Raw genomic sequence first — 20,414 nt, forward strand, 5'->3', positions numbered from 1 at the left:
CACTCCCATATCAGAACGAAAATTAGCCATGCTTATGGCGCTGCCGATAAACGGCGGGCCGTCTCCTTACCGATTACCTCTAGCCGATATATGAAATTTTGCTCCGAATGCGCGACACCGGTCGTAGTGCAGATTCCGGCCGATGACACCCGCGAACGCTTTGTCTGCCCTGCGTGCGGCACGATCCATTATCAGAACCCTAAAATGGTAGTCGGCTCCATTCCCGTGTGGGAGCAAGACGGCGTCGTGCGAGTGCTGCTGTGCAAGCGCGCGATAGAACCGCGTTACGGCTACTGGACGCTGCCGGCCGGCTTCATGGAAAACAATGAGACCACCGGACAGGCAGCGCAAAGGGAAACCGAGGAAGAAGCCGGCGCCAATATTCAGCTGCATGAACTGTTTTCCATCCTTAACGTGCCGCATGTGCACCAGGTGCATCTGTTCTACCGCGCCACGCTGCTGGACCTGGACTATAAGGCTGGTGTAGAAAGCCTGGAAGTGCAGATGTTTGCGGAAAAGGATATTCCGTGGGACGATATCGCCTTCCCTACCGTCAGCCATACGCTGAAATTCCTTTTTGCCGACCTGGCTAAAATCCGCGATGGCGCCGGCAGCTACGGCGTGCATGCGCTGGACATCTTCAAACCCATGCGCAGCGCCACCTGAGTTGAGGGCAGCGCAGAACCAGAGCGAAGCCGCCTGCAGGAGCATGCATTGATACCCTGGCTGGAAGCCGATACCCCGTTCCCCGACGTCTCCCTGGCACTGAAGGATGAAGACGGTGCTGCCGGCCTGCTCGCGGCAGGTGCAGACCTGTCGGCAGACCGGCTGCTGGATGCTTACCGGCACGGTATCTTCCCCTGGTTCTCGGAAGGCCAGCCGATACTGTGGTGGTCCACCGATCCGCGCATGGTGCTGATGACAGACGATTTCAAGGTATCCGACAGCCTGAAGAAAAAACTCCGGAAGATAAGCAGGGACGGCCGTTGGGAAATCCGCTTCGACAGCGCCTTTGAACAGGTGATGCGCGCATGCGCCGCACCGCGCAGGGACGGCGCAGGCACCTGGATATCCGAAGAGATCGTTGCCGGATACACTGAACTGCACCGGCGCGGCCATGCCCACTCGTCCGAGGTCTGGCTGGACGGTCAACTGGCCGGCGGCGCTTACGGTGTATGCATAGGCCGCATGTTCTATGGTGAATCGATGTTTGCCAGGGTCAGCGACGCCTCCAAGATTGCGCTGGCCCACCTAGTGCACTTCCTGTCTGCGCAAGGCGTAAAAATGATAGACTGCCAGCAGGAAACCTCGCATCTGGCCTCTCTAGGGGCCGCGCCGATACCGCGTACAGAATTTATTGACAGGTTGCAACAAGCTATCGTTGCACCGGACATCAGGGACTGGGCGCCCATTCCCTGGGAAATGAAAATGAGTACCCCGTGAGTCAACTCAACGAACTGCCGTTTTCCAGCATACAGTTTTATGCGACTGCCCCCTATCCATGCAGCTACCTGGATGGCCTGCAGGCGCGTTCGCAAGTAGCCACGCCAGCCCACCTGATCAATGCCGACGCCTATTCGGAATTGGTCAAGAACGGCTTCCGCCGTAGCGGCATTTTTACCTACCGACCGCATTGCGACGGCTGCAACGCCTGCACGCCGGTCAGGGTAAGAACGGCAGAGTTCATCCCCAATCGCAGCCAGCGCCGCGCAGAAAGCAAGCATGGCGGGCTGACGACGCGAATCACCACGCTGGCCTATGTGCATGAACACTACGCGCTCTACCTGCGCTACCAGAACGCCAGGCATGCCGGCGGCGGCATGGACCACGACAGCCGCGACCAGTACGCGCAGTTCCTGCTGCAAAGCCGCGTGAACACGCGCCTGGTCGAGTTCCGGGATGAACAGGATGTGCTGCGCATGGTCAGCATCATCGATGTGCTCAACGACGGCCTGTCTTCTGTATATACCTTCTACGATCCGGACGACGCCGGCGCTTCCTACGGCACCTATAACGTACTGTGGCAGATCCGGCAGACTCAGGAGCTCGACCTGCCCTACCTGTACCTGGGCTACTGGATCAAGGCCAGCGCCAAGATGGCCTACAAGACCAACTTCAAGCCGCTGGATGCACTGCTACTCGGCCAGTGGCAGGACCTGCAGGTGTAATGCTTGTGCGGAGCAGGGCAAGGGCACTACCTGCCCTTGCCCATCGGCAGGCCTGCCCAAACAATCCCTTTTCTTTCCAACGTTTTTAACGCCTTTATTTTATGTCCGACAAACTGTTATATGCCCTGGCACGCCCCGTCCTGTTTTCCATGGACGCAGAAGAGGCCCACCATTTCACCCTGCCGGCGCTGAAGCGCGCCGCGGCAATGGGCCTCACCAGGCTTATTACAAAACCTGCGGCGGATCCACGTACCGTGATGGGCATCCACTTCCCCAATCCGGTCGGCCTGGCAGCGGGCCTGGACAAGGATGGCGCCTATATCGACGGACTGGCAGCGCTGGGCTTCGGCTCCATAGAGATAGGCACGGTCACACCGCGCGCGCAGCCTGGCAACCCTAGGCCACGCATGTTCCGCCTGCCTGCGGCCCATGCCATCATCAACCGCATGGGTTTCAATAACGGCGGTGTGGATGCCTTCGTCAGCAATGTGCAGGCCTCCCGCTTCTACCAGGAAAAGCAGGGCGTACTCGGCCTGAACATCGGCAAGAACGCCGCCACGCCGATAGAAAATGCGGCCGAAGATTATCTGCATTGCCTGGCCAAGGTGTATCCATATGCCAGCTACGTCACCGTCAACATTTCGTCGCCCAACACCAAGAACCTGCGCCAACTGCAAGGCGCCAGCGAACTGGATTCGCTGCTGTCCCAGTTGAAGGATGCACAGCAAAGGCTGGCAGACCAGCACAAGCGCTACGTCCCTATCACACTGAAGATCGCGCCGGACATCGACGATGAACAGGTGAAGAACATTGCCGATGCGCTGCTCAGGCACAAGATAGACGGTGTGATCGCCACCAATACCACGATCACACGCGATGCCGTCAAAGACCTGAAGTACGGCACCGAGGCCGGCGGGCTGTCGGGCGAACCGGTGTTCGAGCTGTCCAACAAGGTTGTGCAGGCGCTCAAGGCTGAGCTCGGAGATGCCTTGCCTATCATCGGCGTAGGCGGGATCTTGTCCGGCGCAGATGCTGCTGCCAAGATGGCGGCGGGTGCATCGCTGGTACAGCTGTATTCCGGCCTGATTTATCGCGGCCCGGCATTGGTGCGCGAGTGCGCTGCAGCCTTGCGCAAAAACAGATAAAGTAAGGCCATCTTTAACCCACCTCATTCGACCATGCAAAAGATCCAACTCGGCACCAGCAACCTGCAAGTCACCAAAATCTGCCTGGGCACCATGACCTTCGGCGAGCAAAATACCGAAGCGGAAGCACATAGCCAGCTGGACTACGCATTGGAGCGCGGCATCAATTTTATTGATACCGCCGAGATGTACCCGGTACAGGCGCGTGCCGAAACCACGGGCTCCACCGAAAGATACATCGGCACCTGGCTGAAGAAATCCGGCAGGCGCAGCGATATCGTCCTGGCGACCAAGACAGCAGGACCTTCGCGCGGCTTCGGCTGGATACGCAACGGCAATACCGACCTGACGCCGGAAAATATCCGCGCCGCAGTAGAAACCAGCCTGCAAAGGCTGCAGACCGACTACATCGACCTGTACCAGTTGCACTGGCCCAGCCGCAATGCCCCCATTTTCGGCCAGCGCACTTTCGATCCCACATTGGAACGGCCGTCTGTCGCCATTGAAGAAACCCTTGGTGCGCTGGATGAACTGGTCAAGTCCGGCAAGATACGCCAGATCGGCGTCTCCAATGAAACGCCGTGGGGCGTCAGCGAATTCATCAAGCAGTCAGAGAAACATGGTCAGGCGCGTATCGTCTCCATCCAGAACCCCTACCACCTGATGAACCGCAGTTTTGAACAGGGCCTGGACGAGACCTGCTTCCGCGACCAGGTGGGCCTGCTGGCGTACAGTCCGCTGGCATTCGGCCAGCTCAGCGCCAAATATGCGGACGACGCCAATGCACGCGGCAGGCTGACGATTTTCCCGCCAACCTGGAGCCCGCGTTATATGCGTCCCGGCGTGCTGGTCGCGGTAAAACGCTATGCGGAACTGGCGCGCGCCAACGGGCTGACGCCTGCACAGCTGGCGTTGGCCTGGTGCTACTCGCGCTGGTTTGTCGCCAGCACCATCATCGGCGCCACCAGCATGGCCCAGCTGAAGGAAAACATAGACGCACTGGACATCAAACTATCCGATGAACTGGTCAGCGCCATTAACGCCATCCATGCAGAGATGGCCAACCCGGCGCAATAAACAGCAGATGCACAACTAAAAAAGGCCATGCGTTGCATGGCCTTTTACTTTCATTGATCGCTCGACACAGCATCACTGCGGCTTCTGCGCACGGACCACAATGGGCACATTGCACAGCTCTATATATCCCGCGGCATACTTGTACCAGTCGCCACCCCGGTTCCTCTGCGCATCCACAATCGCCTTGTAGGTTGGTGTGTCGGTGCGTATCACTTCAAGCCTGCTGCGTTCCTCGGCGGGCACATCGGCAGCAAGGCGTATGGATCTGATCGGCACCTGCTGTTCCGGTTTTTCATAAAACCCCAGCGGACCGGTGCCGCGCGGCAGCGACGACAACAATTCCATTCCCTGCATCACGCGGCCCACCAGTGTTACATTGCGGTCCAGGTGACGCGGCGCATGGCCGGTTACCACATAGAGCTCTGCCCCGCCGCCGCTGTCTGCGTCGTTATCTCGTCCGGCGCCGACCATGCCATAGCAATGGGCCAGCCATGCGCGTCCGGTTTTGGGGTCGCGCCCTGCCGGAAAACCGTTGGCAATGCCGACCTGCGGTGCATACCCGTCGGCATCCGGCAGGCGGGTAAAAGGCAGGCCGGCGGCATACTTGACTGTAAACTCTTCCGGCAGTGTTTTCCTGGCGGTTTTGATCTCTTTTTTTCCGTCGGGGTCGCCCCACTGCACCACATAGTTATCCTGCGAACGCAGGATCGTCAGACCATCGAAGTAATGCTCACGCACCAGCGCCTTGATGTTGGCAACGTGCTTAGGCGCAAAGGTGGACGCCAGCTCTATCACCACCCTGCCCTGCGGCAGATCGAGGTACAGCGTGTTGTCGCTATCCAGCGGACGCCAGTCGGCAGCGCCGGAGGCCTTGACCAGCTCGGCCATCGTCGGTCTGGCGGCCTTGTCCTTTGCCTGCGCAACACCACCAACCAGCGCAACGCACAAAACCAGGGCCAGCGTGCTGGCGCGAGAATCAAAAATGTACATCAGGGGCTCCTCTATTTTTCTTGCCGTGACTTGTCTGCGGGGATTGTTTATTATCTATTAATACCAATGGCAAAGTTACGCGAGCCGCGCCCATTTGTCCAGACAACACACAAACAGGAGACGACAATGAACATGAAGATCCGCCACCATGCAATGCTGGCGATGGTGACAGCGATGCTGCTCAGTGCCTGCGCAATGCCCGCCGCAAACAAGCCCGCAGCCGACGCCGCGCCGCCGCTGGTCTTCGTGCACGGCAATGGCGATACCGCAGCCTTGTGGCAAACGACCTTGTGGCGCTACGAATCCAATGGCTGGCCGCGCGAACGCCTGTTTGCCATCGACTTTCCGAATCCGCTGGCACGTGATGAAGACGACAAACTGCAACCAGGCCATACCTCCACGACGGAACAAAGAGATTATCTGGAAGCAGAAATCGATAAGGTGCTGAAGACTACCGGCGCAAGCCAGGTCGTGCTGATCGCCAATTCGCGCGGCGGCAACGCTGTGCGCAATCTGGTGCAAACTGAATACCAGGCCGGCCCGGACGCCGTCAAGGTAAGCCATGCAATACTGGGCGGCACGCCAAACCACGGCGTATGGGCAATCAAAGGCTTGCGAGAGGCAAATGAATTTTCCGGCACCGGCCCCTTCCTGAGCATGCTGAATGCGCCGAAGAATGCCACCGGCGATGAAGTAACCGGGCCGGTGAAATGGATGACGGTGCGTTCGGACAATAACGACAAATATGCACAGCCCGATGGCATCTGGATAGGCGCCAAAGGCACGCCGACCAATATTCCCTATACCGGCCCTGAACTGAAAGGCGCCAGCAATATCGTCATCGCCGGCCTGGACCACAGGGAAACCTCCTATAGCCCTGCCGCCTTTGCCGCGGCCTACAAATTTATTACCGGCGCAGCCCCTGCAAGCCTGGAGATCAAACCGGAAGCAAGGGTCAGGCTGAGCGGCAAAGTAAGCGGCCTGGGAGCAGATCCTAAGAACGCCGCTTCCGGCAATTACGGCAACAATCTGCCGCTGCCTGGCGCGCAGCTGGACATTTACGCCGTTGAAACGGCGGCCGGCAAGTCGCCGGGCGCACGCATCGGGGGCGCCGCCTACAGCAAGCACATAGGCAGCGATGGCCTGTGGGGGCCGTTCGATACACAACCGGGCACCGCGTATGAATTCGTCATTTCAGCGCCGGGCTATGCCGTTACGCACATTTACCGCAGCCCTTTCCCGCGCTCCAGCAATATTGTCCATCTGCGCGCAGAAAGAATCGCGGACAGCGACAAGGAAGCAAAATCCATCGTGATATTGACACGCCCGCGCGGCTACCTGGATGCGGCGCGCGACAAGATGCTGCTGGATGGAAAAGCGCCGCCCGGCCTGCCGCCGGCAGGCGCAGGCCTGTCCGCCAGCAAGCTGAAGCTGCCCGTCAATGCGCAGCGCAGCATCAGTGCGGAATTTAACGGGGAAAAAGTCTATGGCCAGACATGGGATGCCACCCAGGGCCATCTCGTATTCCTGGAGATCAGCCAGTAAGTTTCATTTCGGCCTTATTGCGGAGGCGCCGGCTTCGTGCATTGGGCGTCCTTGAACGGCCCCTTCAATATCTCCCAGCCGGGGCCGGGAGATACCTGCGAACAGATCGTATAGTCGTTAAACCGGCTATGCCATCTGAAATACGCCGCCGGCCCCGCGAATGCGGCAGACGCCGCCAATGCCAGTACCAGTCCAATCGCGGCAACAGCACCTGCACTCGCCGCCCGGGAATTCACGCAGCCCCCAACAAGTTGGACGCGGGAGAATAGGCATCTGCCTGAATATCGCAATCGCTGATATTAAGTGCGGCCATCTTGTACTCCCGTTGAATGCTGGTTGAAAAAATCATACAAATTATGCTTTGAGAATGCACAGCAAATATAGCGCATTTTCCTAGCGGGCGCCCGCCGGCAAATCAAAGTACGTATATCGATATGCGTTTATATACGTTTTTTTCCCGCAAGCATGCTGCTACCCTGCTTTCTACCCCTTTATTACCCAGGCCTTCCGCCGTCACACCGCATGCCGCTACCAGCGCGCATAGCATGAACAGTACGAGCGGCACGAGCAGCCAGACCCCGTTCGCCTTATGAATCAGATGAATCATCTTTCGCAGAGAAACCATGAGTAATGAACTTGCGCAAACGCAGACTGCGTTTGCTCCCCAATTTCCACGGCTGGGCGCTTTGTCCACTGATACAGCAAAGCCACGCCGCACGTCCGTCAAGGCATTCGCCGGCTTCGTGCTGGCGTGGGCTGTGCTGTTCCTGATCCTGAAAGGCATGCCCTTGCCCGCCGGTATGAGTGCTACCGCCAAGGCGACACTGGCCGTCATGGCCTGGGCCGCCATCATCTGGATATTTGAGGCGGTGCCGGTCGCAGTGTCCGGCCTGCTGATTCCCATGCTGCTGGTGCTGACCAATGCCGTTCCCGGCCTGGGCAAGGCGGCCGGCGGCTTTACCAACCCTGTCGTTTTCCTGTGCCTGGTGGCGTTCATCTTTTCCGCCATCATGCAGATCGCGGGGCTCGACCGGCGCATCGCGCTCGGCATCCTGAACAAGGTCAGGGTCCGTACCGTCAACGGTTTGATCTGGACCATGTTTGGTGTGAACCTGGTGCTGTGCTTCATCGTGCCCGCCGCCAACGCGCGCGCCGCCACGCTGCTGCCGGTCGTCAACGGCCTGACCGGCTTTTTCGGCGACAGCGAACAGGAGCGCAATGCCAAGAAGGCGATCGTCATACAAACGCTGGTCTACGGTTCCATGATCAGCGGCATGTGCATCCTCACTGCCCACCTGCCCAACCTGGTATTGAGCGGGCTGTTCAGCAGCGAATTGAAGCTGAATATCTCCTACCTGAACTGGCTCAAGCTGCAGTGGCCTTACCTCGGCATGTTCTTGCTGACGCAGTGGTGGGTGCAATACTATTTCCGTACCCGCCGCGTCAGCATACCGGGTGGCCAGGAAACCATACAAGCGGAGCAGCGTGCACTGCCCAAGGCCGGCAAGCAGGATAAATCCATACTCGTCGTGTTCGGCCTGGTGGCCGTGTTCTGGGCAACCGAGCAATGGCATAAACTGCCGACCGACGTCACTGCGCTGCTCGGCCTGGCTGCCATCTTCACTCCCGGCCTGCTGCAGATGAAATGGAAAGACATTCAGGACCGCACCATGTGGGGCACCGTGTTCCTGCTCGCCGGCGCACTGTCGATTTCCTCGGCGATCAGCAGCACCGGCCTGGCACAGTGGCTGGCATCGCAAATCCAGTCTGTCGCGCAGGGCCATCCATGGTGGGGCATCCTGCTGATCGTCATGCTGGGCACCCATGTGATACGCCTGGGCATGCTGTCCAACGTCGCTGCTGTCACCATGCTGGCCCCGGTATTGCTGGCGCTGGCGCCCAAGCTCGGCCTGCATCCGGTTGCCTTCACGATGCTGGTGGCAGATACCGACAGCTTTGCCTACATCCTGCCGACGCAGATCACTGCCGCCGTCATCGCCTACGGCAGCGGCGCCTTCACGACTGAAGACTACGCCAAGGTAGGCGTAGTGTCGGTGTTGATCGCAGTTGCCTACGGCATCGTGGTGATGGCGCCGTGGTATGCCCTGCAGGGCATACCTCTGTGGAACCCTGCTGCCCCATGGCCGTTCTGATCCGGCCCCGCCTGGACAGCTACTAACTACTATTAACAGATACCCACCATGACTACACAAGATCCTGCCGCAGCCGATGACTACGCCTTATTGCGGGATAAACTCGGCCTGCACTATGCGCCGCAAGGCCTGTACCTGAAAAACAAGAAACTGCCCTTTGTCGGCAGCGTCGCCTGCAATGTTGAGCGCGTGGAAGCGGGCAGCTGGCATGAGATTGTGCTGGACTATGAAGTCGGCGCATCCGGCCTGGCGGATGGCGCCTGGTTCAAGGCCACGTTCAAATTCTATTCCGACTGGGCGATCTTCCAGACCAGCGACCCCACGGCAGCCAACTTCATTTCTGCCGAATACCAGGCAGGGCCGCTGGTGCCGGGACAAAGCCCGGCCACCGTGCAATCGCTGAGCGTGCGCTTCGACCAGAAAGGCCATGAGAGACCATTCCAGAAAGCGGTTATCGTCGATATCGTCGACGGCTACCTGAACGCCGGTGACCACATCATCATCCGCCTGGGCGACCGGCGCGGCGGCGGGCCCGGCACGCGGGTGCAGACCTTTGTCGAAGACCAGTTCCGCTTCCGCTGCTACGTGGATCCGCTGGGAACATCGCGTTTTGTGCCGGTGCCCGGTGATATCGTGATTGACGTTGCGGCAGGCGCTCCGGCCCGCCTGCTGGTCAATGGCCCGCGTTTTGCGAGGCCGGGGCAAGAGTACGCAGTACGCTTCTCGCTGCAGGACAGGTGGGGCAATGCCTGCAAGGCCAATGGCGAAACGCTGCATCTGCAAGCTTATGCCGGTGACAGGCTGGTCTACGACAAACAGCACACGCTGCCCGAGAAAGGCTGGGCCAGTACAGGCGTGCAGGACCTGCCCACCGACAAGGGCTCGCTGCGCCTGCTTGCAGGCGCGCCGGGCCTGCGCGACGTCAGCCTCGCTACGGCACTGATCAGCGTCGATCCTTCGTTCCCGGCAGTACGTTCTTTCTACGCCGACCTGCATGTACACGCACACGATACCGTGGGCACCAACAGCCCGGCGTATAACGCTGCCTATGCGCGTGACATCGGCGGTATTGATGTGCTGGGCTATACCGCAAACGACTTCCAGATTACCGACGAAAACTGGCAGCTCGGTGTCGCCACCGTGGAAGAATTCAACCAGCCGGGCACATTCGTCTGCTACCCGGTTCAGGAGTGGTGCGGCAGTTCCACTGCCGGTGGCGACCATAATGTCGTCTTCCTGGATGACGGCAAACCCGGCTTTCCTTACAATCAGCGCGGCGAACACAACCGTACCTTCGTATGGAACGAAGACATGAAAGGCAGCGCAGTCAAACTGGGGCGCTGGCCGGTGGAAGAACTATGGGCCGCCTATATTGACGCGCCCGAGCAGCACCTGATCATGCCGCACGTGGGAGGCCGCCGCTATATACCGGATTGGCATCATCCCGAACTGGAACGGCTGGTGGAAATTGCTTCCAGCTGGGGGCATTTCGGCTGGCTCTACCAGGACGTCATACAGCGCGGCTACCAGATAGGCGTTGCCGCTTCCGGCGATGAGCACCGCGGCCGCCCCGGCGGAGGCCCGCCCGGTACGCAGGTATTCGGCGTCCACGGCGGGCTGACCGGCGTCATTGCAGAACAACTGGACCGGCGCAGCATAGGCCGGGCGCTGCGCGCGCGGCATACCTGGGCCACTACCGGCGAACATACGGCACTGCTGGTGCGCAGCGGCGACCACATCCAGGGAGACAGTTTCAGCCATCGTGGCGATGTTACGCTGGATTACCGTTTCCTGGGCCAAGCGGGCTGGGAAGAGATTGCCGCTTACGACCACAACGGCCTGCTATGGCAGCGCAACCTGCATGAAGAACTGGGATATTCAGACCGGCTGATCCGCCTGCGCTGGGGCGGCGCACGGATTCCCGACCGCTACCGCTGGGCCGTTTGGAAAGGCAGCATCACCATACGCAACGGCACCATCAACCGCGTGCAGTCGCATGGTTTTGAGCACAGCGAAGAAGTATGCTGGCGTTCGGGCCCGACCGAAATCAGCTTCCGCAGCGATACCTACGGAGATGCAGACAGCGTGGAGATCGACGTCAGCAATTTGCGCAACTGCATCATCACGGTGCAGGGCACGATAGACAGCTTCGTCAAAGTCGGTGATCCGCTAAAGCCGAATCCCTTCGTGCACCAGCCGGATTTTCACTGGCAGATCAGCGGTGCGGAGCTATTGGAACAAGGCGGGCTGAAGCTGGATCTGGGGGGCACCGAGCTGTTCCTGGCATTGGAAAGGCTGACCGAGAAAACCCTGCCCGCAGAGGTTGAGGGTTCGCTGCAAGTCGCCGCGGGCAATGCAGTGTTTGGCCACCGACCGGTCTATTTCACCGGCCGTCAGCGTGACGACAGCAAGGTGTGGTCGTCTGCGAACTTTATCCGGTTTGAGTAGAACCCAGCCCTTTACAACAATTCCTGGCGCGTGAACCGCCTCGGACCTGTAGCCTGGATGGAGCGTAGCGCAATCCGGGATGTATGCCGCAACCTGTGGGTCGCTCCCGGATTGCGCTGCGCTCCATCCAGGCTACGTTTTCCTTTTTTTCGTGCTCAGGCAGCCTGCTGCAAACGGTAGTTCGCCAGCTCGTCAATAGTCAGCATCACCAGGTCGTGCTGCTTTGCATAGGCCACGATGTCTTCACCCTTGGACATGCTGCCATCCGGGTTCATCAGTTCGCACAGCACGGCGGCCGGCTTCAGGCCTGCCATCATCGCCAGATCCACAGAACCTTCGGTATGGCCGCGCCGGTTCAGCACGCCGCCCGGTACCGCCCTGAGTGGGAACACGTGGCCGGGGCGTGCCAGGTCCGACGGCTGCGCATTGTCGGCAACAGCTGCCATGATTGTTGTCACGCGGTCCGCTGCCGATACGCCGGTAGTGACGCCATGAGTCGCTTCTATTGTTACCGTGAAAGCAGTTCCGTAGCGGCTGCCATTGCTGGAAACCATAGGGGGTAAATCCAGCTGTTGCAGCTTCTCATCGGTCAGGCACAGGCAGACGATGCCGCTGCAATCGCGGATCAGCATGGCCATGGTTTCGGTAGTGATTTTTTCGGCAGCCAGGATCAGGTCGGCTTCGTTTTCACGGTCGAAATCGTCCATCAGCAAGACCGGGCGGCCTTCGCGCATATCGGATAAGGCACGCCGCAATCGCTCGGCAAACGGTTGTTGCGAAGGCGGCAAGGCAGCGCCGTTTTTGGTATGCAGCGAGGCAGAAACGGGAACAGATACTAAATTGGTCATGATTGAAACGCTCCGGCAAAAATTAGCAAAAGACGTTTCAGGGGGAACAGTTTGAATAGCCGGACGCAGCCATCCACGGCAAGCCATGGAAGCACACTACTGCGCAGGCACATCTTCTCTCATCCGGACTATGACCGTCGGCCCTGGAATCACACCAGATCTGCTGACCTCAACGACACCACATCCACCTTAACGGTTTGATGTTTCATCTGATGAGCGCTCGCGGGCTTGTCCCGGCATTGCTGCCACTGAACTTACCGCCGGTGGGGAATTACACCCCGCCCTGAAGACGTACTACGTACAAGTCCGCTGTGTTGAAATGCTGACCTGCCCAAGAATTATACTAAAGAATTATTTTCCGCGTGGCACATCCATTTTTTTCACATTGGCGATTACATTGGCCGTTGATATCCTGCAAATATCTTGTAAAGTACCGGCTAACCCTGTTGACCGCGCTGCCATGCACAAAATTTGTTTTCCGCTTCTCTTTTCCCTGTCTTTATTCCTGCCTGCAGGAATGCCCTACGCACAAACGCCGGCGCCATCCGCTGTACCTCCTGCCGACGTCAGTGCCGGCCCCGATATAAAACGCCCCAAAATTTGTCTCGCGCTGTCAGGCGGCGGAGCGCGCGGTTTTGCCCACGTCGGTGTGCTGAAAGCACTGGAAGCGCTGAACGTACCGATTGACTGCATCGCAGGCACCAGCATGGGCGCCGTGGTCGGCGGCCTGTATGCTTCGGGCATGTCCGCCAATGAAATAGAAAAAAGGCTGGACGCCTTGAAGCTCAACGACGTGGCGCTGGACCGGGTGGACCGCCGCGCCCTGCCCCAGCCGCTGCGCGAGGAGGACGAGCAATATCCGCTGGGCGCTACCGTGGGCATCAGCAATAACGGGGTGCGCCTGCCGACCGGCGTGGTGCAGGCAACGCAATTCCTTGAACTGCTGCAAAACTGGACAGCCAAGATACCGTCGAATATCGATTTCGACCGACTGCCCATCCCTTTCCGTGCAGTGGCGACGGACCTGGAAAATGGCCAGATGGTCGTGTTCGACAAAGGGCCCTTGCATACCGCGATCCGCGCCAGCATGGCTGCGCCCGGGGTGTTCGCACCGATACAGGTTAACGGCCGCATGCTGACTGACGGCGGCCTGGTGCGCAACCTGCCGGTGGACATCGCGCGCAGCATGGGCGCGGACGTTGTCATTGCCGTCAATATCGGCACGCCGCTGCTGCCGCGTGACCAGTTGCAGACGTTTTTCAACATCAGCCAGCAGATGGTCAATATCCTGACCGAGCAGAACGTGCAGACCCAGAAGGCCAGCCTGCACGGCAACGATATCCTGATCGAACCCGACCTGGGCTCCATCAGTTTCATGGATTTCGGCCGCTCGACGGATGCATCGGTCATAGGACAAAAGGCGGCGCTGGAAATCAAGGACAAGCTGGCGGTGTTCAGCCTGCCGCCACACTTGTATATCGCGTTGCAGCAGGCGCGGCTGGATCCGCAACTGCCGTCAATCAACATCGGTTTTGTTGACGTTGCCGACAACGGCGCGATTCCGGAAAGCGACATTCGCCGGCAGCTGGACATTGCCATTGGCAGCCGGTATGACGCGGAGGAAATCAATCGCAAGCTGGCCGTGCTGAACAATTCGCGCGAATACGACAGCATCAACCACGAGCTGGTGCAGCGCGACGGCGAATACGGCGTGCGCATCAATGCCAATGGCCGCAACTGGGGGCCGCACTTCCTGCGCTTCGGCCTGGCATTATCCAGCGGCCTGGACGGCAACGGCGGCTACCGGCTGCAGATTGGGCATCGTCGCCCGTGGCTGACACCCGGCGGGCTGGAGTGGCGCAACGACCTGGAGTTCGGCAATACACTGTCCCTGCATAGCGAATTGCGGCAGCCACTGTTCGAGCGGGAAGGCATGTTTGTCGCTCCTTACCTGGATTTCCGGCAAAACACCCGCAACCTGTACCAGGGAGACACCCGCATCGCCGAATATACGCTGCGGTCGGAACAGGTGGGCATGGACCTGGGCATTCCACTTGGCCCGCAAAGCACTCTGGGCGAAGCGCGCTTTGGCATCGAAGCCAGCCGCCTGTATGTAAGGCCCTCAATTGGCGGCTTCCTGTCCGCCGATGAAGGTGGCGGCATCAACCTGACACCCTTGCCCAGCGCGGAATTGAAACAGGTTGGGCTCAAGGCGGCCTTTGTCATCGACCAGCTGGATGCGCCAGTGTTCCCGCGCGACGGCTACAAGCTGGATTCCCGCGTCTTTTTCGGACTGGAACAGACGCAGGGCAAATACCAGCAGGTGGAAGCCAATGCGCTGTGGGCGCGCAGCCTCGGGCGCAACAGCATCAACCTCAAATTCAGCGCTGCCGGCCTGTTCCAGTCGGGCGACCTGATCCGTGGCCTGGGCACGACGCTGGGCGGCTTCCAGCAATTATCCGCGTATCAGCAAGACCAGTTCTCGGGCAACTACATGCTGTACGGCAGTGCCACCTATCTGCTGCGGGCGGTGAATTTCGACCTGGCCGGGCAGAGCCTGTTCCTCGGTTCGTCGCTGGAACTGGGCAATACCTGGGACAGGCGCAGCGATATTTCACTGGGGTCCACCCGTAAGAGCCTGAGCCTGTTTGCCGGTTTCAGCAGCTTCATCGGCCCTATCTATCTAGGCTTTGCCGTGGGCAGCGGCGGCAACAAGAGCGTGTTCTTCCAGCTGGGCAGGCAATGACCAGCGGCGGCGCTACGGTAGCTACCATATCTACAACTCGAACTCCATCAGGTCGCGCCCTACGAACAGCTTACCCTGATAGTGCTTGCGCACGCCCTCGCTCCAGATGTCATGGGTAATGGCGGGATCGTCTCCCGGCACGAAATGGCTGAGCACCAGGTTTTTCACCTGCGCCGCGGCGGCAATCCTGCCGACGTCTTCGGTCACCGTATGCGAGGCATGCAGATGTTCCATCATCGTCCTTGCGTTCGGTACCCGCTTTGCCAGCGCTTCCAGCGCAGGGGCATACATGACCTCATGCACGAGATAGTCCGCGCCGCGGGCGAACTCAGCCAGCTTGGGGTTGTAGGCCGTGTCGCCGGAGAACACGATGGTCTTGCCCCCGGTTTCAAACTTGTACGCGTATGCATCCGCCAGCGGCGGATGAATGCTATGCATGGCAGTGACCTTGACCTGTTCGTTCACCAGCACCTGGCCCAGGTCCGTAATATCGTGCGCCTGTATCAGCTTGCGCAGGTCCGGCTTGCCCTCGTCGGCAACGCGGGTATCAATATCGATGTGGTTCAGCGCCATGAAGTCGCGCGTCATCTGTTCCAGACCCGGCGGGCCGTAGGTATCGATCTGATGGCTGAGCCCGCTGGACCAGGCGTTATACAGCAGGTTGCCGTATTCCAGCTCATGGTCGGAATGATGATGCGTGATCAGTACATAACGGACGGTTTCCAGCGTGACCCCGGCCTTCAGCAACTGCTGCGACACGCCGTAGCCGCAGTCGATGACGTACGGCACGCCGCCTATCAGCAACAGGTTCGACGCATTCATGCGCGTGAATTTGCCCAGGTTCTTTCCCGTATCTCCCACGCGGGGGCCGCCCCGCGTGCCCAGCAGCACCAGCTTGACGGCAGGCGTCGCCGCCTGCGCCATTCGTGCATACGGCGCTGCCAGCAGGGCCGTCGACATGCCCGCCCTGAGCAAGCTGCGCCTTTTATGATCGATGCCGGTCAGCGGCTTGTGCTTGTCGTCCTGCATTGCGTCCCCTTGTATTTTTAGAAGCGGCCCGGCGAATCAGCCGCCGTAGGAATAAGTGAATTTATTACCCTGTATCTTGCCCATGACGCGCGAGCGCTGGTCCAGCCCCACATGGTCGGTAGCGCTCATGTTGATGACGCCCTGCGGCACTATCAGCTTATGTGTGTTTTCCAGTGCAGTCCTGAGGGCGGCGCGAAATTGCCTACTACCCGGCTGAGCGCTCTTCAGCGCCTGCGGCACTGCATTGGCGATCAGCAAGTAGGCGCCCCAGGCATCGGCGGCAAACTGCGTCATCGAATCCGCGCCATACGCAGCTTCATACCGCCGAGTGAAATCCAGTGCCGTGTTCCTGACCGGATTTGCCAGCGGCAACTGCTTGGCCACCACGGCCGGACCGGTGGGGAACAGCGTATTTTCAACATCCCGTCCTCCCACTTTCAGGAACTCCAGGCTGGCAATGCCATGGGTCTGGTAAATGGGGCCTTTATAGCCGCGCTCCAGCAGCGTTTTTTGCGGCAGCACTGCGGGTGTCGCCGACGCCGCAATCAGCACCGCATCCGGGTGCGCGGAAATGATTTTCAGGATTTGCCCGGTAACGCTGGTATCGGTGCGCGCATAGCGTTCGTTGGCGACGATCCTGATCTTGCGCATCTCCGCCAGCTTTGAGAATTCGCGCCACCAGCTTTCGCCATACGCATCGGCAAAGCCGATGAAGGCTGCGGTCCGCACCCCGCTGTCGGCCATGTGCTGCGTCAATATGGTCGTCATGTGGGTGTCGTTCTGCGGCATCTTGAAAACCCACGCCCGTTTGGCGTCCATAGGCTCGACGATGGACGCAGAGGCCGCCAGCGTCACCATGGGCGTGCCGGTTTCAGCAGCGACATCCAGCAGCGCCAGCGCATTGGGTGTGGTATTCGGGCCGACCAGCACATCGATCTTTTCTTCTGCAATCAGCTTACGCGCATTGCGCACCGCATTGCCGGGGTCGGATGCATCGTCCAGCAGGATGTATTCCACCTTGATGCCGGCGATCTCCTTCGGCCACAGCAGCACGGCATTTTTTGAGCTTGCACCTATCGATGCCGCCGGGCCGGTGGTGGAAAGGTCTACGCCTATCTTGATCTGCGCCCATGCCGCGGAGGACATGCTCAGCGCGGCAATGGGCAGTGCCGCCAACAACGGACTCCGGACGGCAAACGGAACGGATATCTTCGCCATGGTTCAGGTCTCGTGTTCCGTCACGCTTTGCTCAATTGCGCCGAAAATCGATTTACCATTCTTGTCCAGCATTTCTATCTTGATCGTATCGCCGAATTTCATGAAAGGCGTTTGCGGCTCGCCGCCCGCAATCATTTCCAGCGCGCGTTTTTCAGCGATGCAGCTGTAACCCTTGGCGCTGTCCTTGTTGGAAACTGTTCCGGAACCGATAACGCTGCCCGCCCTGGCCTTGCGCGTCTTGCACAGATGCGTAATTAGCTGCGGGAAGGAAAACACCATATCCACGCCCGCATTCGGCTGGCCTACCAGCGTACCGTTCCAGGTGGAGCGCAGCGGCAGGTGCACCTTGCCGTCCTTCCAGGCCTCGCCCAGTTCATCCGGCGTGACCGCAACCGGAGAGAAGCTGGAAGCCGGCTTGGACTGGAAGAAGCCAAAACCCTTTGCCAGTTCAGCCGGAATCAGGTTCCGCAACGAGACATCGTTGACAAGCAGCAGCAGGCGTATGTGTTCCGCCGCATGCTGCACCTTGACTCCGGCGGGTACGTCGCCGGTGATGACGGCGACTTCACTCTCGAAATCGATGCCCCATTCTTCCGAGGCCAGCACGATGTCGTCGTTGGGGCCAATGAAATCATCGCTGCCGCCCTGGTACATCAGCGGATCGTGCCAGAAGCTGTCCGGCATTTCGGCATTGCGGGCCTTGCGCACCAGTTCGACATGGTTCACATAAGAGGAACCGTCCGCCCACTGGTAGGCACGCGGCAGCGGCGCCATGCAATTCTTCGCATCGAAATCAAAGGTATTGGTGCCCCGGCCGGCATTCAGTTGCAGATAAGCCTGCTCGAGTTGTGGTGCGATGAAGTTCCAGTCATCCAGCGCCCTTTGCAGGCTGGGTGCGATGCCGTCCGCGATCTGCGCAGTTTTCAGGTCGCGCGATACGATGATCAACTGGCCGTCGCGGCTGCCGTCTTTGAGGGTAGCAAGTTTCATATAGTGGGTATGTCTGTTTTAGTAAACAATGGGCGGATGGTTTCTGTCACCATCCGCAACTTCATGCGAATTTTACACGGATGGCAAAAGTCTTAAGGATTTAAGTCTCATAGCATGATCATGCCCGCGTCGGCCGCCCCGCCGAGACAAACTAACAATCTTGCATTTCATTAACGTTGTTTATGCGTATTGCCAAATTCCAACCTGCCCCCTACAATCGATTAGCGCCTTTTCCAGTTTCAGCTGTAGCAGAAGCACAAGTGAGATGCAGCTGTTTATCTCGTCGTTTATCTTTTCCGTACCCGCATTCCCGCACTATTTGCATCCCCTGCCAATAAGGAAAAAAGATGAATTTCAATAACTTCAAAATCGGCACCCGCCTTGGAGCGGCTTTTGGTACGGTCATCCTGGTACTGATCCTCATGCTGATCATCAGTGCGGTGCGGCTGACGTCAATAGGCAGTTCCAGCAAGGACATCGTGCAAAACAACTGGCCGGCGGCAGCCCTGGCATTCAAGATCAATACCCTGGTTCGGGAAAACGGCAGCCGGACCGTGGAATTGTTCATCCTGAACGACAAGGACGCCAGGATCAAGCAATACGGCTTCATCGACAACAACAAGAAACAGATCGTGGAAGCCGTCGCCGCGCTGGGCAAACTGGCGGATACGCCGGAAAAAAAAGCGGCGCTGGACAAATTTAAGGTTTCACGCGAAGCCTTCGTCGCCTCTTTTACCAAGGTGGCAGACCTGATAGAACTGGACCAGCGCGACGAAGCGCTGAAGACGATGACCGGCACCACCTTTCCCGTACTGGAAAGTGTGCTGGCCGATGTTAACGTCATCCTGACGGAACAAACCAGGGAAATGGATGCCAACGGCGAGCACATCACCAACGATATTTCCTTTTCGCGCACGCTGGTGCTGAGCCTGGGTTTTGCCGGTCTCGTGATCAGCGTCTTTTTCGCGTTATGGATTACTCGTTCTATCACCGCGCCGATTGCCGAAGCGGTAACCGTTGCCCGCAGGGTGGCCGACGGCGACCTGACCGGCAAGATAGAAATCAAGTCCCGCGATGAAACAGGCCAGTTGCTGAGCGCGCTGGCAGACATGAACAACAGCCTGGTGATGACGATAGGCCAGGTGCACAGCAGCACGGAAACCATTTCCAGCGCATCGCAGGAAATTGCCCATGGCAATGCCGACCTCTCATCGCGCACTGAATCGCAGGCCAGCTCGCTGGAAGAGACTGCCTCGTCCATGGAGGAACTCACTTCCACCGTCAAGCAGAATGCCGACAATGCGCGCCAGGCCAACCAGTTGGTGGTGTCGGCCTCCGATGTTGCGGTCAAAGGCGGTAGCGTAGTGGGTCAGGTTGTCAGCACGATGGGCTCGATCAAGGAAAGCTCGCGCAAGATTGTGGACATTATCGGTGTCATTGACGGCATTGCCTTCCAAACCAATATCCTGGCATTGAATGCGGCGGTCGAAGCCGCGCGGGCCGGCGAACAGGGGCGCGGCTTCGCCGTGGTAGCGGCTGAAGTGCGCAACCTGGCGCAGCGCAGCGCCGGCGCCGCCAAGGAAATCAAGGAACTGATAGGCGATTCGGTGGAGAAGGTAGACCATGGCAGCAAGCTGGTGGATCAGGCCGGCCAGACCATGGAGGAAATCGTCACGTCGGTCAAGCATGTCGCCGACATCATGAGCGAGATCACCGCCGCCAGCCAGGAGCAAAGCTCCGGCATTGAGCAGGTCAACCTGGCGATATCGCAGATGGACGAGATGACGCAGCAGAATGCGGCCCTGGTCGAGCAGGCGGCCGCCGCGGCGGAAAGCATGCAGGAACAGGCTGCGGCGCTGGCGCAGGCGGTCAGCGTATTCAAGCTGAACCGCGGGACAACGGCAGCCAGGCCGCCGGCATCTCCCGCCCCGAAAACGGAAAAAGCGCCCGTGAAAGCAGCTCCCTTGAAAAAGCTGGCGGCACAAAAGCCTGCTTCAGCCGGCAAGCCTGCGCAGACCGATGCAGCGGATGGCTGGGAAGAATTTTGAATGCGGCGA

General features: G+C 59.2%; 16 protein-coding genes and 1 riboswitch. Of the genes, 10 read left to right on the forward strand and 6 right to left on the reverse strand.

Annotation, left to right across the window (positions count from 1 at the left end; genetic code table 11):
- The first annotated feature begins 90 nt into the window (after positions 1 to 90).
- The 5 genes from ACO0LO_RS28640 (at position 91) to ACO0LO_RS28660 (ending at position 4,390) form a co-directional block, all read left to right on the forward strand.
- Positions 91 to 666, forward strand: a complete 576-nt coding sequence (locus ACO0LO_RS28640; protein ID WP_422969895.1) for an NUDIX hydrolase — start codon at positions 91 to 93, stop codon at positions 664 to 666.
- 48 nt (positions 667 to 714) lie between these two features.
- The gene (gene aat, locus ACO0LO_RS28645; protein WP_422969896.1) at positions 715 to 1,443 is read left to right on the forward strand and encodes a leucyl/phenylalanyl-tRNA--protein transferase; all 729 of its coding nucleotides are present in this window, start codon (positions 715 to 717) and stop codon (positions 1,441 to 1,443) included.
- Complete coding sequence (locus ACO0LO_RS28650; protein ID WP_422969898.1) at positions 1,440 to 2,168, forward strand: arginyltransferase; 729 nt, start codon at positions 1,440 to 1,442, stop codon at positions 2,166 to 2,168. Before aat ends, ACO0LO_RS28650 begins: the two co-directional genes overlap by 4 nt.
- Before the next feature lie 101 nt (positions 2,169 to 2,269).
- On the forward strand, positions 2,270 to 3,313 hold the full coding sequence (locus ACO0LO_RS28655) for a quinone-dependent dihydroorotate dehydrogenase (RefSeq protein ID WP_422969900.1): 1,044 nt from the start codon (positions 2,270 to 2,272) through the stop codon (positions 3,311 to 3,313).
- Positions 3,314 to 3,346: 33 nt separating this feature from the next.
- Positions 3,347 to 4,390 (forward strand): aldo/keto reductase, encoded by a 1,044-nt coding sequence (locus tag ACO0LO_RS28660; RefSeq protein ID WP_422969902.1) that lies wholly within the window; start codon positions 3,347 to 3,349, stop codon positions 4,388 to 4,390.
- Between the two features lie 72 nt (positions 4,391 to 4,462).
- Here ACO0LO_RS28660 and ACO0LO_RS28665 read toward each other — a convergent pair whose 3' ends face one another.
- Positions 4,463 to 5,380, reverse strand: coding sequence for a peptidylprolyl isomerase (locus ACO0LO_RS28665; RefSeq protein WP_422969904.1), 918 nt, complete (start codon positions 5,378 to 5,380; stop codon positions 4,463 to 4,465).
- 126 nt (positions 5,381 to 5,506) lie between these two features.
- Here ACO0LO_RS28665 and ACO0LO_RS28670 point away from each other — a divergent pair, with 126 nt between their 5' ends.
- Entirely contained in the window at positions 5,507 to 6,925 is a 1,419-nt protein-coding gene (locus tag ACO0LO_RS28670; RefSeq protein ID WP_422969906.1) for a twin-arginine translocation pathway signal, read from the forward strand.
- Positions 6,926 to 6,939: 14 nt separating this feature from the next.
- Here the strand turns inward: ACO0LO_RS28670 and ACO0LO_RS28675 are convergent, their stop codons facing one another.
- Positions 6,940 to 7,161, reverse strand: a complete 222-nt coding sequence (locus tag ACO0LO_RS28675; protein ID WP_422969908.1) for a hypothetical protein — start codon at positions 7,159 to 7,161, stop codon at positions 6,940 to 6,942.
- A 387-nt stretch (positions 7,162 to 7,548) separates the two neighbouring features.
- Here ACO0LO_RS28675 and ACO0LO_RS28680 point away from each other — a divergent pair, with 387 nt between their 5' ends.
- Positions 7,549 to 9,078 carry an SLC13 family permease gene (locus ACO0LO_RS28680; RefSeq protein WP_422969910.1) on the forward strand — a complete coding sequence of 510 codons (1,530 nt, stop codon included), beginning with the start codon at positions 7,549 to 7,551 and terminating at the stop codon, positions 9,076 to 9,078.
- Positions 9,079 to 9,126: 48 nt separating this feature from the next.
- Positions 9,127 to 11,526: a hypothetical protein gene (locus ACO0LO_RS28685; RefSeq protein WP_422969912.1), complete on the forward strand. Its 2,400-nt coding sequence runs from the start codon at positions 9,127 to 9,129 to the stop codon at positions 11,524 to 11,526.
- 155 nt (positions 11,527 to 11,681) lie between these two features.
- Here ACO0LO_RS28685 and ribB read toward each other — a convergent pair whose 3' ends face one another.
- Positions 11,682 to 12,374: a 3,4-dihydroxy-2-butanone-4-phosphate synthase gene (ribB, locus tag ACO0LO_RS28690; protein ID WP_422969914.1), complete on the reverse strand. Its 693-nt coding sequence runs from the start codon at positions 12,372 to 12,374 to the stop codon at positions 11,682 to 11,684.
- A 107-nt stretch (positions 12,375 to 12,481) separates the two neighbouring features.
- Positions 12,482 to 12,669, reverse strand: a riboswitch (FMN riboswitch).
- Between the two features lie 222 nt (positions 12,670 to 12,891).
- Here ribB and ACO0LO_RS28695 point away from each other — a divergent pair.
- The gene (locus ACO0LO_RS28695) at positions 12,892 to 15,120 is read left to right on the forward strand and encodes a patatin-like phospholipase family protein (RefSeq protein WP_422969916.1); all 2,229 of its coding nucleotides are present in this window, start codon (positions 12,892 to 12,894) and stop codon (positions 15,118 to 15,120) included.
- A 30-nt stretch (positions 15,121 to 15,150) separates the two neighbouring features.
- On the opposite strand, the gene ACO0LO_RS28700 is transcribed toward ACO0LO_RS28695, so the two are convergent.
- The 3 genes from ACO0LO_RS28700 to ACO0LO_RS28710 are packed head-to-tail and all read right to left on the reverse strand — an operon-like array spanning position 15,151 to position 18,357.
- A complete protein-coding gene (locus ACO0LO_RS28700) occupies positions 15,151 to 16,149 on the reverse strand; it encodes an MBL fold metallo-hydrolase (protein WP_422969918.1) in 999 nt (332 codons plus the stop codon).
- A gap of 36 nt (positions 16,150 to 16,185) precedes the next feature.
- Complete coding sequence (locus tag ACO0LO_RS28705; RefSeq protein ID WP_422969920.1) at positions 16,186 to 17,367, reverse strand: ABC transporter substrate-binding protein; 1,182 nt, start codon at positions 17,365 to 17,367, stop codon at positions 16,186 to 16,188.
- A 3-nt stretch (positions 17,368 to 17,370) separates the two neighbouring features.
- Positions 17,371 to 18,357 (reverse strand): fumarylacetoacetate hydrolase family protein, encoded by a 987-nt coding sequence (locus ACO0LO_RS28710; protein WP_422969922.1) that lies wholly within the window; start codon positions 18,355 to 18,357, stop codon positions 17,371 to 17,373.
- A gap of 347 nt (positions 18,358 to 18,704) precedes the next feature.
- Here ACO0LO_RS28710 and ACO0LO_RS28715 point away from each other — a divergent pair, with 347 nt between their 5' ends.
- On the forward strand, positions 18,705 to 20,405 hold the full coding sequence (locus ACO0LO_RS28715; RefSeq protein ID WP_422969924.1) for a methyl-accepting chemotaxis protein: 1,701 nt from the start codon (positions 18,705 to 18,707) through the stop codon (positions 20,403 to 20,405).
- Positions 20,406 to 20,414 lie beyond the last annotated feature (9 nt).

It is taken from the genome of Undibacterium sp. TJN25, from assembly GCF_049339885.1.
In the GTDB taxonomy this organism is placed as follows: Bacteria; Pseudomonadota; Gammaproteobacteria; order Burkholderiales; family Burkholderiaceae_D; genus Undibacterium.

Excerpts from the sequence above, each read along its gene's own strand:
- ACO0LO_RS28685 (WP_422969912.1), top strand. The coding sequence starts at position 9,127 with ATGACTACACAAGATCCTGCCGCAGCCGATGACTACGCCTTATTGCGG.
- ACO0LO_RS28700 (WP_422969918.1), bottom strand. The coding sequence starts at position 16,149 with ATGCAGGACGACAAGCACAAGCCGCTGACCGGCATCGATCATAAAAGG.
- ACO0LO_RS28660 (WP_422969902.1), top strand. The coding sequence starts at position 3,347 with ATGCAAAAGATCCAACTCGGCACCAGCAACCTGCAAGTCACCAAAATC.
- ACO0LO_RS28670 (WP_422969906.1), top strand. The coding sequence starts at position 5,507 with ATGAACATGAAGATCCGCCACCATGCAATGCTGGCGATGGTGACAGCG.
- ribB (WP_422969914.1), bottom strand. The coding sequence starts at position 12,374 with ATGACCAATTTAGTATCTGTTCCCGTTTCTGCCTCGCTGCATACCAAA.
- ACO0LO_RS28640 (WP_422969895.1), top strand. The coding sequence starts at position 91 with ATGAAATTTTGCTCCGAATGCGCGACACCGGTCGTAGTGCAGATTCCG.
- ACO0LO_RS28680 (WP_422969910.1), top strand. The coding sequence starts at position 7,549 with ATGAGTAATGAACTTGCGCAAACGCAGACTGCGTTTGCTCCCCAATTT.
- ACO0LO_RS28655 (WP_422969900.1), top strand. The coding sequence starts at position 2,270 with ATGTCCGACAAACTGTTATATGCCCTGGCACGCCCCGTCCTGTTTTCC.
- ACO0LO_RS28710 (WP_422969922.1), bottom strand. The coding sequence starts at position 18,357 with ATGAAACTTGCTACCCTCAAAGACGGCAGCCGCGACGGCCAGTTGATC.
- ACO0LO_RS28715 (WP_422969924.1), top strand. The coding sequence starts at position 18,705 with ATGAATTTCAATAACTTCAAAATCGGCACCCGCCTTGGAGCGGCTTTT.
- ACO0LO_RS28695 (WP_422969916.1), top strand. The coding sequence starts at position 12,892 with ATGCCCTACGCACAAACGCCGGCGCCATCCGCTGTACCTCCTGCCGAC.
- ACO0LO_RS28665 (WP_422969904.1), bottom strand. The coding sequence starts at position 5,380 with ATGTACATTTTTGATTCTCGCGCCAGCACGCTGGCCCTGGTTTTGTGC.
- ACO0LO_RS28705 (WP_422969920.1), bottom strand. The coding sequence starts at position 17,367 with ATGGCGAAGATATCCGTTCCGTTTGCCGTCCGGAGTCCGTTGTTGGCG.